The sequence below is a fragment of the Allosphingosinicella vermicomposti genome, assembly GCF_003012815.1.
In the GTDB taxonomy this organism is placed as follows: domain Bacteria; phylum Pseudomonadota; class Alphaproteobacteria; order Sphingomonadales; family Sphingomonadaceae; genus Allosphingosinicella; species Allosphingosinicella vermicomposti.
Genome location: NZ_PXYJ01000004.1, coordinates 78,508 through 91,648, shown reverse-complemented (window position 1 = coordinate 91,648; position 13,141 = coordinate 78,508). Strand labels below are relative to the sequence as shown.

The following is a 13,141-nucleotide window of genomic DNA, read 5'->3' as shown; positions in this document are numbered from 1 at the left end:
ATTTTTCGTTCCTTGTTCCCCGGCGAAGGCCGGGGTCCAGACATTGGAAGGACTGGGCTCCGGCCTTCGCCGGAGCACAATGAGCTTATTGACTGCGGGCCGTATGAAACGCCCAGTCGAGCCAGGGGCCGAGGGCGTGGATGTCGGCGGTTTCGACTGTTGCGCCGCACCAGATGCGGATGCCTGCGGGGGCGTCGCGGTGGCCGGCTATGTCGAAAGCGGCGGTTTCGGCTTCGAGGGCCGCGTCCATAGCCTTGACCAGCGCCAGCTTGCCCGCTTCGTCGAGGCCGGGGACGGCATCGTCGGCGAATTTGAGGCAGACCGACGTGTTCGAGCGGATGGCGGGATCGGCGACGAGATGTTCGATCCACGGCGTCTTCTGCACCCAGGCATCGAGCGCGGCGGCATTGGCGTTGCAGCGGGCCTGAAGGGCGGAGAGGCCGCCAAGCTGGAGCGCCCATTCGAGGGCGTAGATATAATCTTCCACCGCGAGCATCGAGGGCGTGTTGATCGTCTCGCCCTTGAACAGGCCCTCGATCAGCTTGCCGCCTTTCGTCATGCGGAAGATCTTGGGGAGCGGCCAAGCGGGCGTGTAGCTTTCGAGGCGTTCGACAGCGCGGGGCGAGAGGATGAGGACGCCATGGCCGCCCTCGCCGCCCAGCACCTTCTGCCAGGAGAAGGTAATGACATCGAGCTTTTCGAAAGGCACGTCCTGCGCGAAGCAGGCGGAGGTCGAGTCCGCGAACATCAGGCCCTGGCGGTCGTCGCGGATCCAGTCGCCGTTCGGCACGCGGGCGCCGGACGTGGTGCCGTTCCAGGTGAAGACGACGTCGCCATCCTGGTCGATTGCGGAGAGATCGGGGATTTCGCCATAAGGCGCCTTCACGACCCTTGCGTCGAGCTTCAGCTGCTTGACGGCATCGGTGACCCAACCTTCACCGAAGCTTTCCCACGCCATCAACGTGACGGGGCGCGCGCCGAGCATCGACCAGAGCGCCATTTCGACCGCGCCGGTATCGGAGGCCGGAACGATGGCGATGCGGTAATCGGCGGGCACCTCCAGCACCTTGCGCGTCAGTTCGATCGCATATTGGAGGCGCGCCTTGCCGAGCTTCGAGCGATGCGAGCGGCCGAGCGATGCGGTGGCGAGTTTGTCGGGGGACCAGCCCGGCGGCTTCGCGCAGGGACCGGACGAGAAATAGGGACGCGCGGGCTTCATGCCCGGCCTAACAACTTCAGTCATGTAGACTCTCCTCACAGAGAGCACGCGCCGCGTTGGGACGGCGTGGCCCGCAGCCGGGGATAAGGATGTGGGGCGGGGTGTCAATGGATTAAGCTTCTCTCGCCTTAGCCCCTCCCCCTCGATGGGGGAGGCTGGGTGGGGGTGATCTACGACGTAGGGCACTGCCTTTTCCGAAAACATCACCCCCACCCAACCCTCCCCCATCGAGGGGGAGGGCTTTGATTCGGTTCACCGCATCGGCCTTGACGAGAGTCCGTGGTTCGATTCACTTCCACCCATGCGGCGGGGCGTAATCTTCGTGGGGCTGACCTTGCTGGCGGGCTGTATTCCGAAGCCCGACAGCCCTGCGCCCTTGCCCCGTGCTACGCAGCCGCGTGCGGAGGCGCCGAAGCCCGACAAGGTGCTGCGCCAATGCCATGCCGATCTTGCCCGCGCGGCGGTGGCGTTCAAGCCGCTGCCCGATCGCACCTTCGACGGGGGATGCACGGCGATGGGCGCGGTGCAACTCATCGACATCGGGACGCCGGTGACGAACCTCGGCGCGATGACCTGTCCGCTTGCCTCCAACTTCGCGCGATGGGTGCAGGGGCCGGTGCAGGCGGCGGCGGAGCGGCATCTTCGTGCCCGCATCGTCAAGATCGAGAGTATGGGCACTTATGCCTGCCGTCCGGTGAACGGGCAGGCGGGGAACAAGCTTTCCGAACATGGCCGCGCCAATGCCGTGGATATTGGCGGCTTCGTGCTGGAGGACGGGCGGCGGATCACCGTGAAGGCCGGGTGGAATGGCGAGGATCGGCGCGTGCGCGACTTCCTGCGCGAGGCCCATGCCGCGGGTTGCCAGCAATTCGCGATCGGGCTCGGGCCGGAGGCAAACGCCCTTCATCACGATCACTTTCATTTCGATATGGGCCGCGGCCCATATTGCCGCTAAGAGCCCCAACCTTATGACTGATCCTACACAACCGCCAAAGCGCGTCTTTTCGCCCGCCCATGTCGAAGCCAAGGTCGCCGAGCAGCAGACCTCCAGCCCGCAGACCGAAGATCCGGCCTACCGCCTTGCCTTTCAGGACAAGGACTTTTTGCTGCGCGAGGATCTACGCCCCGTCCGCTTCCAGCTTGAACTGCTGAAGCCGGAGCTTCTGCTCGACGAGGCGAATATCGCGTCGACATTCGTCATGTACGGATCGGCGCGCATTCCGGAGCCGTCCAAGGCGGATAGCCTGATCGCGATGGCCGCGACGCCCGAGCAGAAGAGGATCGCCGAGCGCCTCAAAGCCAAGTCTCATTATTATGACGAAGCGCGCAAGCTCGCCCAGATGGCCAGCCGCGTGCCGCGCGACGAGGACGGCAAGCGCCAATTCGTCGTCTGTTCGGGCGGCGGCCCGTCGATCATGGAAGCGGCCAATCGCGGCGCGGTGGACGAGGGCGCGGAATCAATCGGGCTCAACATTGTGCTTCCGCACGAGCAATTGCCCAACCCCTACGTGACGCCGTCGCTCTCATTCCAGTTCCACTATTTCGCGCTGCGCAAGATGCACTTCCTGCTGCGCGCCCGGGCAGTGGCCGTGTTCCCGGGCGGCTTCGGCACGTTCGACGAGTCGTTCGAGCTGCTGACCCTCATCCAGACCGGCAAGGTGAAGCCGATGCCGATCGTCTTCTTTGGCGCCGAATTCTGGAACCGGGTGGTGAATTTCGAGGCTCTGGTCGAGGAAGGGGTGGTCAGCCCCCGCGACCTCGATCTCATCAAGATGGTCGAGACGGCGGACGAGGCTTGGGACTATGTCTGCGACTATTATGCGGGCACCGGGAACGGGCCGGAGTGTATTGTCGAGGGGAAGTAATTCCCGTTCCGGCCATATGATAGGGCTTGGCCTGTCAAAGGATGTTGGCCGGGCGCGCTTCACACGGGCTTCGACAAGCTCAGCCCTAGCGGGTTGGTTGCGGCAGTATCTATTGAGTCTGGCTATGGCCTGCCGCGACCCGTTAGCACACAACCGCTAATCCTGAGCTTGTCGAAGGACGTGGGCTCAGCACGTTGCACAGAGCTTTGACAGGCTCAGCCATAGCGGGGTGCGTGTAGCTGGCGGGGTGTAGCAAGCTGAACGGATTAGGTGGTTCGGCTCTTTTCGTATTCTGCAATGAAAGCCTCGACAGACGTTGAGGCGATTGTGTCCGCGATGGCCTCTTCCGCTAGATCACCCAGCTTTTTGAAACGGAGGCAGGCCTTGCCCATGTCGAGCGTCTTGCCCGCCGCCGCGAACGCCTCCCTCAACCGCTTGGTGCGCTCTTCGGAGGCAGGATGCCGTTCAGATAAAGCGCATAGTGGCTCTTCTGCGCGGCGAGGGCGGCATAGCCCAAAGGCTGTTTGTTATACGTGTCCGGATAGCGCGATAGGGGAACTTCCCAGACGATCATGCCCCAATTCATGCCCTCGACATAGCCGTCGGGCAGGTTGGCGTTCACCAGATCGCGAACATGGGCGATCGCCGCCGCGCGTTCGGTCGGAAGCGCGGCTATATAGGCTTCGGGAGTGGCGGCCTCGCTGCTCGCCATCTCCCGATCCCTTTACTTGGTTTTGGTCTGCTCCGCACGACCCGAGACGGTGGGCGCGCCTTCTCCGCCGACATTGCCCTTGGGCTGCTCGGCAGCCTGGGCTTCGTTCGCGACCGGCTCATCCTCGGCCTTGCCGGGGATTGCGTCGCCCGCTTCGGCGGCGGCGGCTTCGGGCGAAGCGGCGGGCGCGGCCGGTATAGGCATCGGCGCGTCGCTTTGCTGATTGAGATAAGCGATGAGGTTGGCGCGGTCTTCCGGCTTCGAGAGACCCGCAAAGGTCATCTTGGTGCCCGGCGCATAGGCCTTTGGCGACTTCAGCCAATCCGACATGCCCTGCCAGGTCCAGACGCCTGGAACGCCCTTCAGCGCGTCGGAATAGGCAAAGCCCGCGACGTGGCCGTGCGGCTTGCCGAGCGTGCCCCAGAGATTGGGTCCAAGCGCGTTCGGACCGCCCTTTTCGGCATTGTGGCAGGCGGCGCACTTCTTGAAGACGTTCGCGCCCGCCGCCGCGTCGGCGCTGGCGAGATAGAATTCGATCGGCTGTTCGGCGGCGGCGCCGGTCGCGCCTTCTTCCTCGACGCCTTCAATCGGATAGCCCATTTTTTCAGGGCGTTCGGATTTGAACACCTCGCCCGTCACAATCGACGCGCCCAGCGCGATGATGCCGGCGCCGAGCACCCAGCCTGCAATCGTGTTCGTCCGATCGTCCACTTAACTGAACCTCCGAAGGCGCGCAGGCGTGAGTCCGTCCGCGCTTAAATGACATGTGGCCGCTCCTTTAAGCGGCGGCGGCGATCCCCGCAAGGGAGCGCGCGAACAAGCTGTGGATCACCGTCCGACCTGGCCGCTTCCACCGCGCGCCAATTCCGTCGCCTTGTCGAAATCGAGCGGGCGGCCGAAGAGATAGCCCTGTATCTGGTGGCAGCCCATGTCGCGCATCCGTTCGAAATCGGCCATGGTTTCGACCCCTTCCGCCGTGATCGTCATGCGGAAGCTATTGGCGAGGGTTACGATCGACTGGATGATCGCCACGGTTTCCTTGTTGTGCGCGGCCTCGCGAACGAAGGAACCGTCTATCTTCAATTTGTGGAACACCGCCTTGTTCAAATAACCGAGCGAGGAATAGCCGGTGCCGAAATCGTCTAGCGCGATGCCGACGCCCAATTGGCGCAGCCGTTTCAGCACCTCCAGCGCGCCCGCCGTTTCACCAAGGAAGACGCTTTCCGTCACTTCCAGCTCGAGCCGGTTGGGCTTGATGCGATGGCGCGTCAGGCTTTCGCTCACCGCATTGGGAAGGGCGGGAAGGATGAGCTGGCGGGGCGAGAGGTTCACCGCGACGGTGATATGATCGGGCCAGTGCGACGCGGCGCGGCACGCTTCCTCGATCACCCAGTCGCCGAGATGGGTGATGATCCCGGTTTCCTCCGCCAGCGGGATGAAATCGAGGGGGGAAACGATGCCGCGAACCGGGTGGTGCCAGCGAATCAGGGCTTCGAAACCGACGAGCCGCTGATCGGACGCGCGGACGAGCGGCTGGTAGGTTAGGCGGAATTCGTTGCCGGGAAGGGCATGGCGCAGATCCTGTTCGAGCCGGATGCGGCCATCGGCCTTATTCTGCATCTCCGCACTGAATGCGCATAATATGCCGCGTCCCTGCGCCTTGGCCTGATACAGGGCCATATCGGCTTTCTGGATTAGGTCGTCGACATCATGGCCGTCGATGGGGCCGAATGCGCAGCCGATGGAAAGGCCGATGCGCACTTTGGAATTGTCGATGTCGAAGGGCACGGACACCGTATCGATCAGGCGGCGGCCAAGCTTTTCGACCATTTCGCGGCTCTGGCCGTCGCGGACGATCACCGCGAATTCGTCTCCGCCGATGCGCCCCACGGTTCCGCTCTGGCCAACTTCGCGAAGCAGGCGCTGGGCGACCGATTGCAGCACCGCATCGCCCTTCACATGGCCGAACGTGTCATTGACCGGCTTGAAATTATCGAGGTCGAGGAAAAGGATAGCGCAGGGCACGCTGGAGCTTTGCGCACGGCCCAGCGCTTCACCCAGAAGCGCGCGGATCCGGCCGCGATTGGGAAGGCCGGTCAGCACGTCCATATTGGCCAGGTTGGTCAGCCGTTCCTGCGTGCGGCGCGCGTCCGTGACGTCCGATCCGACGCCGCGAAAGCCCTGAAAATCGCCATTCGCCCCGGTCACCGGGTCGCCCGCCAGCGCATACCAGCGCGGGCCGCGCCCGGTTTGCACTTCCAGTTCCAGGCCCGAAAAAGCCTGGCGGGCAAGCAGTGCTTCGCCGAGCGCCGCGCCGACGCCGAGCAGGCCGGGGAAGGATTGTCCGGTCACCTGGCCCGGCTTGCGCCCGATCTCCGTAATCATGCGGCGCGACATATATTGAACGCGGTTTCCGGCATCGACCTGCCACAACCAGCCCACACCGCGATGTTCATATTCGCGAAGCAGCTGGGCGATGCCGTCGCTTTGTTCGCGAAGTTTGCGGAACGCTTCGCCTTGGCGCGCGCCCGATCCCGCGCCGCGCAGCAATCCGGCCGTAGCGGCGCCGCTACCGGCGAGGAAGGCGGCCACCACCGGCCAATGCACTTCGCCGCCAGCTAAGGATGCGGCAAGAAAGGCGAGGGTTACGACAGCAAGGAAGGCAATGCCGATCGCAGGCGCAACGGCAAGCATGGCGGCGGGCAACATCGCGGCAAGCGCGGCGCTCGGCGGAAGCGCGCTGAAACCCCCGGCGAGAAAGATCGCATAAGCGGGCAGGGCCGCCGAGAGGAGGCCGAGCGCGGTCCCTTCAACGTCACCCGCCAGGGCGGCGAAACGCCCGCCCGAGCGCCGCCGCCGGGCCGAAAGCCAGTGGGCGGCAAGGACAAGCGGCACCCATGCCGCGATGGCCCCGATGGGAAGGAGCGCGGCGGACGCCCATGCGCCCGCCAAGGCCGCCGCGCAGACGGTGATCGCAAAAGGCCGCGCATCCGGACCGGCATCGCCTTCGATACCGTCCGGACCGTCCGCCAGAAAATCCTCATCCATCATGCGGGCCGCAGCCGCCGAATGAAACATACCCACCCCGTTTCCATCCTAATCAACCCGGAATAGGGGCAGAGTTTTGACGCTTGGTTAACGCGGCTTTAGGGACAATCACGATCCTTTCAGCGTCGCATCGACCGTATTGTAGGTGACGCTGTGATAGGTGGACCGCGTCTTGCCATAGATGCGGGTGGCGATCGCCTTGCCCCAATCCCCTTGCGCGACGAGCGACTGGAAAAGCGGCGCGACGAACTTGCGGCGGCCCATGCTCGACAGGAATTTGTCGAGCGCGGGGGCCGCCGGATCGTAGCGGTTGGCGATGGCGAGCTGCAGCCAGGCGAACAGGATTTCGCTATTCCCCGACGCGTTGAGGCTGAAGGCGCGGTCGAGTTCGGCAAGGCGCTCCTTCGATTGTGAGCGCGGAATGCCGTTGAGGAAGCGAAGGCGCTCGGCCGTTTCCCAATCCTGATAAGGGACGGCGCTGACCGGTCCGCCCGCGGAAAAAGCCTTCACCGCCTGATCGACGGCCGCAAAGGCGGCGGTGGGCGGCGGGGCGACATTGGACGGCAGGCCGGGCTGATAGACCCATTGGTCGAGCATCAATTTCTGCTCGAGCGCGCTATCGCCCTTGACGAGATTCGCGCGGATATCTTCAAGGAATCGCGACGCACTGGTCGGTTGGAAGGCGTAGCGGTCGAAATAGCCGCGCAGCCAGGCGTCGAAGCGCGCACGGCCCACAGTCTGTTCGATCGTGCGCAGGAAGGCCGCGCCCTTTTCATAAGCGATGTCGTTCATCCCGTCGTCGGGATCGCTGCCTTTGAGGTCGAGGTGAAGGCGCGTGCCGGGGGCCTGCGCCCCGCCAAGGTCGGTGATCGTCGCCTGCATCGAATCCCAGCCGAGCGAGATCAGCTGATCGGCGCGCTCCTTGCCGTAGAGCGCCTCCATGATGCGGCCCTCGAAATAGACGGTGAAGCCTTCATTGAGCCAGAAATCGGCCCAGGCTGCATTGGTGACGAGATTGCCCGACCAGCTATGCGCCAATTCATGCGCGATGAGGGAGACAAGCGACCGGTCGCCCGCGATCATCGTGGGGGTAAGGAAGGTGAGCGTCGGATTTTCCATGCCGCCGAACGGGAAAGCGGGTGGCAGGACGATCATGTCGTAGCGGCCCCAGCGATATGGGCCGTAAAGCGCCTCTGCGGCCTCGACCATCTTCTCGGTATCGGCGAGTTCGTAGGCGGACGCCTTGAGCGTCGCGGGCTCGGCAAAGACGCCGGTGCGGGGCCCAAGCTGCTGGAAGGCGAGGTCGCCGACCGCGATCGCGACCAGATAGGGGGCGACCGGCTTGTCCATCTTGAAGCGATAGGCCTTGCCGCCTTCCACCTTTTCGCCATTGGGGGTCAGCCGGTCACCGCTCATCACCGCGACCATATTGTCGGGCACGGTGATCCGCGCTTCCCAGGTCTGGCGGATGCCGGGGCTATCCTGCGTCGGGATCCAGGTGCGGTTGAGGATCGCCTGGCCCTGGCTGAACAGGAAGGGCAATTTCTTGCCAGCCGTCTGTTCAGGCGCAAGCCATTGCAGCGCGGCGGCATCCGGGGCGCTGCCATAGGATATCGCGACCTTGTTCGCGCCGTTCAGCTGGATGGTGAGCGGCGCGCCCAAGGTCGGATCTGCGGTGCCAAGCGCATATTCGAGCGCGCGGCCATTGCCGTCCGTTACCTTCAGAATTTCCAGGCCCTTGCTGTCGAGGATGATTTCCTTCGCGCCCGGCGCAGCCTGTACATCGAGGGTCGCGGTGCCGCCAATGCGCTTCGCCGCGAAATCGGCGGTGAGGTCGAGCGCCATGTGTGTAACCCGCGCGATTTCCGGACGGGCATAGGAATGGACGTCCTTTGCGTCCGCTGCATCGAGGATCGGCGCGACCTGCCCTGCCGTTTCAACCTGTCCTCCACCCTGCGTTGCGGGCGAGCAGGCTGCGAGCGAGAAGATGGCGGCACCGGACAACAACAAAACGGAAAGGCGTGGGGTCACGAAGGGGCTCCTCAATTAGGGAATTGTGGTGGACGCTAGAACAAGCGGGTCGCGAAGGCCAGCACCTGAGACTCGTCATTGCGAGGAGCGTAACGACGAAGCAATCCAGCGGCACCGGCCAATGGATTGCTTCGCTACGCTCGCAAATACGGGGCCTGTCCTTCGTCATCGATGCGCAGCAGGCGGTCGACCACCCATTCGGCGGCGACACCGATGGCCGCGCCTGCCCCGACGTCGGTCGGATAATGGGCGCAGCGCGGGATTTGGGCCAGCGCGACGACGCCTGCGGCACCGAGCGCCGGGGTGCGATATTCGGGATAGGCACGGGCGAAGGCCTGGGCCACGGCAACCGCGCCAGCCGTGTGGCCGGACGGGAAGGAGGTCAATTCCCTGTCCTTTCGCTTGCCCTTCTTCATTTCGTAATCGCGCTCTTCCAGCACATGGGGGCGCGTACGGTCGACCCGGTGTTTCACCATGTCCTTCGCAACCGTTGCGAAGAGGTGGGCGACGATCATCCGCGCACCGGCTTTGGCGAGGCGGGGCTTGCGCGTGACGAGGCCGGCGGCAAGTACGCTCCAAGACAGGGCCTGAAGCGGGGGCTGATCGCCGATATCCGCTATCGCCGCGATAGTGCGCATGACCGGATGGTCCTGATGCGGCACCAGCGCCTTGGCGACGGCGACGTCGGCCTTTTCGATCCTGGTTCGGCCGCGCCCCGATTTGCCCCGCGATTTGCCTGCGCTCTTGCTGCTCATGCCGCGAGAACGGGCAGATGCCCTTTTGGTGCCGCCTTTCAATCAGCGCCCGAGCCTGGCCTCCAGGTTGGCCTTCACCGTCGGCCATTCCTCCGCGATGATCGAATAGATGACGCTGTCGCGGGGATGGCCGTTCCAGGTGATGAACTGGCGCCGGATCACGCCTTCGCGCACCGCGCCCAGTTTCGCGATCGCCGCCTGGCTGCGGCCGTTGCGCGCGTCGGTGCGCAGTTGGACGCGATTGGCGCCGCGTTCGAAAGCATGACGAAGCAAAAGATATTTGGCCTCCGGATTGACCAGCGTGCCCCGCGCATCCGCATGATAATAAGTGCCGCCAATCTCGACGGTGCCGTGGCTCGGCGCGATATCGTAATAGCTCGTCGTGCCAACAATCCTGTCGTCCGCCTTGCGCCGGATGGCAAAGGCAATCCGCCCGGGAGCCGCCGTCGGCCCGCACATTTCCTTGAAATAGCCGTCAAACGCTTCGCCCTGGCCGTTGGTCAGGAGCACGTCCCACGCCGCCGGATCGCCGGAAACCATCATCTCCATCTCGCCGCGATGATGCTCGTCCACCGGTTCAAGGCGGATATGATTGCCTTCCAATACCTCCCTGAGCAGATCCATCCTTTATTGCGCGGGAGCGGCGGGTACGCAGTGCAGGCGGTAGCGGCCTTCAAGCTGGTCGAGTTTTTGCAGGCTTTCAGTATGCTTGTCGAGCGCGGGTTGAAGCGCGCTCATCATCTTGTCAGCAGCCGCGTTGGGGTTGGACCCGCCCGATCCCATCGCCGAAAGGCCCGAACTGACGATGCCGCCCACGCCGGGCAGGAACGCGCCCGCGATGCTGGATATGGCGCTCTTCGCCATATTGCCGACCTGCTTGCCCGCCGACGCGCCGATCGATGGGCGCGCGGTCATGGATGAGCTCATGGCGAGCGCCTGCATGTCCGCCTGCGATTTGTTGAGCTCGGCATTCGCCGCGTCGATGTCGGCCAGCAATTGAGGGCAGGACACCTGCGTGTTGGCGGGCGCCGCAGCTTGCGGAGCCTCAGCTTGCGGAGCGGCAGGGACGTCGGCGGTGGTTACGGCCTGCTGCGCTGCCATGACGGGCGTCGCGGCGAGAAGCACGGTGAGGGCGGCAAGGGTAGTGCGGCTCATTTCAGTCTCCCGGTCGATTTCATAAGCACGGCCTTTGCCGTTCAACATGGCATCCCAACCGAATTTGCGCGATACCGCAAATGCCGCGCGACGAAAGCCGCGCTTTCATTGACGAACAGGCAAGCCCCGCTCAGCCCTTGGTTAGCGCTCCCGCCTTGTGCGCGGCCTTCTTCCCCTCGTCCGTCTCGACGATGAACTGCGGTGCATCCTTCGACGCGGCGACCTTGTGGCCCTTGATCGTGGTTGGCGAAGTCTGCTTCTTCACCACCTTCCCATGCGCCGTCCCGCCGTGGCTTTTCCACGAAACCTTGTCACCCGCCTTCAAATCCCTGGCCATATATCGATCCTTTCCGAGGGACGATAACGGGGAAAGGCGCGGCAAAGTGCCTTATGCCACTTGCCAAAGCGACGACCCGTTCTCCCATCCGACGAACCGAGCAACCGCCGCCGCGCCCCCAAGTTCTCCCGGCAGCGGACGCGCCCACGCGTCCCGGTAACAATCGTCAGGAGAGAACATGCAGACCACCCCCGTAACGGCTGTGTTCGACAGCCATGCCGAAGCCGAGCGCGCCGTGTCCGAATTGCGCAGCATGGGCGCCCGCGACAGCGACTTTTCCGTCATCGCCCATCATGAAGGCACCACCACCACCCGCACCGGCGATGGCGAGATTACCGACGAGCATCACCGCAACGTCCTGCGCGGCATCCTCGGCGGTGGAGCCCTTGGCGCGGGCCTCGGCGTCGCGGCGCTCGCCATTCCGGGCGTCGGCCCGCTCGCGGCCTTCGGCGCCATCGCCGCTTCCGCCGCGCCCGAAGCCGCCGCGATCGGCGCGCTGGCCGGTGCCGTCGGCGGCACATTGAACGAAGTGCTGACCAAGCACGGCGTATCGAAGGAAGACGCCGATTATTATAGCAGCCACATGAAGGAAGGCGGCGTCTTCGTCTCGGTCGATCCGACAGGCAGCGGCCTAGACCCCGAACGCGCCCGCGACATCCTCTACCGCTATGGCGGCCACAGCTCTTCGCGCGCGAAGATGACCAGCGAGGCCTATTAAGCCGTAGCACGCCGAGCCCAAGGAGCCCGACGGCAAAGCCGACGCCGCTCCTTGGGCGCCCGTCGGTGGTTGGGGGACTAACCCCCGTGACGCCCCCCCCACCGTCATGCTGAACTCGTTTCAGCATCCATCCAGCGGTCAACACGCCTGGTCCCGCCATGGACCCTGAACCAAGTTCAGGGTGACGAAAAAACCGCGCCCCCACCCACATTTTCCTACATCAACCAATCTGGTTATATACCCCTGTCATGACAAACCATGACAGCACGCCCGCCGCCGCGATCCTCACCCTCCACTGCGACCGCTGCGCCGCGCAGGGCGCCCCCGGCGAGGATCCCTTCGCCCGCTTCCCGGCCCTCACCTTCACCCCCGTGCCGCGCAAGAAGGAGCGGGTGGATGGCTGGAATGCGGATCGGCAAAGGGCCTTCATCGCCGCCCTTGCCGCCACCGGCTCCCCCCGCCGCGCCGCCGCCGCGGTCGGCAGCGCCCCCTTCGGCGCGGAACAGCTGCGCAAGGCGCCGGGCGGGGAAAGCTTCGCCGCCGCCTGGGATGCCGCCATGGCCATCGCAAAGGAAAGCGGCACCCGCCGCGTCGCCCACGGCATCGTCGAAGCGCAGCGCCACGCCGCCTGGGCCCCGCCCCAGCCATGGAGCCGCGCCGCCTCCCGCGCATCGGCCCACGCCGCGCCGCCGGAACCGGAAGCGTGTAGCGATGAAGCCAAGACCGCCTTCGTCGCCGCCACCCTCCACAAATATGTGCTGAAGCTGCACGCGGAGCGCAAAGCGCGACTGTCCGGCGACATCGCCGCCGCCGATCTCTACGTCCGGCAGCTCACATTCGTCGAAGTGATGCTCGACCTCATGGGCAAGGATGGCTTCGCGGTCGTCAACCAGTTTCGCGAAGAAAATGGGCACGACATCCGCAGCATCGCCGAAACCCCCTTCTCGCGCCTGCTCGACGAAGTCCGCCGCGACATGTGGGAAAGGAACGGCGAACCCCCGCGCCCAAAGCCGACCCCCGCCGATCGCCTCACCGATTGCGGCCGCTACAGCCTCGGCCCGTGCGACAGCTTCACGGGCGGCACCGGCATCACCAGCAAGGAACATCAAGCGATGCTGGCCAGACAACGCGCGGAAGCCGCCAAGGCGCAAGTCCTTTGGGAGGCAGAGGCGCGGGCAGATTGGGAACGCCGACAAAGCACCGAGAGCAAGGCGACCGACGCGTAGAGCCGCTTCACCTTGGTCGAGAGATGCGGAGCCGCCTGTCCTGAGCCTGTCTAAGGGCGGCCAGCCTGCGCCGGG

The 13,141-nt window shown here is 64.7% G+C and carries 13 protein-coding genes; 4 read left to right on the top strand and 9 right to left on the bottom strand.

Features of this window, described 5'->3' with window-relative positions:
- Positions 1-85: 85 nt before the first annotated feature.
- On the bottom strand, positions 86-1,243 hold the full coding sequence (locus C7I56_RS11600) for a phosphoserine transaminase (RefSeq protein WP_106640794.1): 1,158 nt from the start codon (positions 1,241-1,243) through the stop codon (positions 86-88).
- 277 nt (positions 1,244-1,520) lie between these two features.
- Between C7I56_RS11600 and C7I56_RS11595 the strand changes: the two genes are divergently transcribed.
- A complete protein-coding gene (locus C7I56_RS11595; protein ID WP_106640793.1) occupies positions 1,521-2,174 on the top strand; it encodes an extensin family protein in 654 nt (217 codons plus the stop codon).
- A gap of 13 nt (positions 2,175-2,187) precedes the next feature.
- The gene (locus tag C7I56_RS11590; protein ID WP_106640792.1) at positions 2,188-3,084 is read left to right on the top strand and encodes an LOG family protein; all 897 of its coding nucleotides are present in this window, start codon (positions 2,188-2,190) and stop codon (positions 3,082-3,084) included.
- Positions 3,085-3,511: 427 nt separating this feature from the next.
- Here the strand turns inward: C7I56_RS11590 and C7I56_RS12505 are convergent, their stop codons facing one another.
- The 8 genes from C7I56_RS12505 to C7I56_RS11550 form a co-directional block, all read right to left on the bottom strand.
- A complete protein-coding gene (locus C7I56_RS12505) occupies positions 3,512-3,796 on the bottom strand; it encodes a DUF1801 domain-containing protein (RefSeq protein ID WP_199792400.1) in 285 nt (94 codons plus the stop codon).
- A gap of 12 nt (positions 3,797-3,808) precedes the next feature.
- The gene (locus tag C7I56_RS11580) at positions 3,809-4,507 is read right to left on the bottom strand and encodes a c-type cytochrome (protein WP_106640791.1); all 699 of its coding nucleotides are present in this window, start codon (positions 4,505-4,507) and stop codon (positions 3,809-3,811) included.
- Positions 4,508-4,624: 117 nt separating this feature from the next.
- Positions 4,625-6,874 carry a putative bifunctional diguanylate cyclase/phosphodiesterase gene (locus C7I56_RS11575; RefSeq protein WP_106640790.1) on the bottom strand — a complete coding sequence of 750 codons (2,250 nt, stop codon included), beginning with the start codon at positions 6,872-6,874 and terminating at the stop codon, positions 4,625-4,627.
- Between the two features lie 78 nt (positions 6,875-6,952).
- Entirely contained in the window at positions 6,953-8,875 is a 1,923-nt protein-coding gene (locus C7I56_RS11570; protein WP_106640789.1) for a M1 family metallopeptidase, read from the bottom strand.
- Positions 8,876-9,009: 134 nt separating this feature from the next.
- Entirely contained in the window at positions 9,010-9,630 is a 621-nt protein-coding gene (locus C7I56_RS11565; protein WP_106640788.1) for a phosphatase PAP2 family protein, read from the bottom strand.
- A gap of 42 nt (positions 9,631-9,672) precedes the next feature.
- The gene (locus C7I56_RS11560; protein ID WP_106640787.1) at positions 9,673-10,254 is read right to left on the bottom strand and encodes a GNAT family N-acetyltransferase; all 582 of its coding nucleotides are present in this window, start codon (positions 10,252-10,254) and stop codon (positions 9,673-9,675) included.
- Positions 10,255-10,257: 3 nt separating this feature from the next.
- Positions 10,258-10,785, bottom strand: coding sequence for a hypothetical protein (locus C7I56_RS11555; protein ID WP_158703118.1), 528 nt, complete (start codon positions 10,783-10,785; stop codon positions 10,258-10,260).
- A 130-nt stretch (positions 10,786-10,915) separates the two neighbouring features.
- On the bottom strand, positions 10,916-11,122 hold the full coding sequence (locus tag C7I56_RS11550; RefSeq protein ID WP_106640785.1) for a hypervirulence associated TUDOR domain-containing protein: 207 nt from the start codon (positions 11,120-11,122) through the stop codon (positions 10,916-10,918).
- A 178-nt stretch (positions 11,123-11,300) separates the two neighbouring features.
- Between C7I56_RS11550 and C7I56_RS11545 the strand changes: the two genes are divergently transcribed.
- Together C7I56_RS11545 and C7I56_RS11540 are read left to right on the top strand one after the other, a co-directional pair.
- Positions 11,301-11,840 carry a hypothetical protein gene (locus tag C7I56_RS11545; protein ID WP_106640784.1) on the top strand — a complete coding sequence of 180 codons (540 nt, stop codon included), beginning with the start codon at positions 11,301-11,303 and terminating at the stop codon, positions 11,838-11,840.
- 248 nt (positions 11,841-12,088) lie between these two features.
- Positions 12,089-13,066 (top strand): hypothetical protein, encoded by a 978-nt coding sequence (locus tag C7I56_RS11540; RefSeq protein WP_158703117.1) that lies wholly within the window; start codon positions 12,089-12,091, stop codon positions 13,064-13,066.
- Positions 13,067-13,141 lie beyond the last annotated feature (75 nt).

Coding starts and splice junctions, on each gene's coding strand:
- C7I56_RS11560 (WP_106640787.1), bottom strand. CDS start 10,254: ATGGATCTGCTCAGGGAGGTATTGGAAGGCAATCATATCCGCCTTGAA.
- C7I56_RS11590 (WP_106640792.1), top strand. CDS start 2,188: ATGACTGATCCTACACAACCGCCAAAGCGCGTCTTTTCGCCCGCCCAT.
- C7I56_RS12505 (WP_199792400.1), bottom strand. CDS start 3,796: ATGGCGAGCAGCGAGGCCGCCACTCCCGAAGCCTATATAGCCGCGCTT.
- C7I56_RS11595 (WP_106640793.1), top strand. CDS start 1,521: ATGCGGCGGGGCGTAATCTTCGTGGGGCTGACCTTGCTGGCGGGCTGT.
- C7I56_RS11600 (WP_106640794.1), bottom strand. CDS start 1,243: ATGACTGAAGTTGTTAGGCCGGGCATGAAGCCCGCGCGTCCCTATTTC.
- C7I56_RS11575 (WP_106640790.1), bottom strand. CDS start 6,874: ATGTTTCATTCGGCGGCTGCGGCCCGCATGATGGATGAGGATTTTCTG.
- C7I56_RS11540 (WP_158703117.1), top strand. CDS start 12,089: ATGACAAACCATGACAGCACGCCCGCCGCCGCGATCCTCACCCTCCAC.
- C7I56_RS11550 (WP_106640785.1), bottom strand. CDS start 11,122: ATGGCCAGGGATTTGAAGGCGGGTGACAAGGTTTCGTGGAAAAGCCAC.
- C7I56_RS11545 (WP_106640784.1), top strand. CDS start 11,301: ATGCAGACCACCCCCGTAACGGCTGTGTTCGACAGCCATGCCGAAGCC.
- C7I56_RS11565 (WP_106640788.1), bottom strand. CDS start 9,630: ATGAGCAGCAAGAGCGCAGGCAAATCGCGGGGCAAATCGGGGCGCGGC.
- C7I56_RS11555 (WP_158703118.1), bottom strand. CDS start 10,785: ATGAGCCGCACTACCCTTGCCGCCCTCACCGTGCTTCTCGCCGCGACG.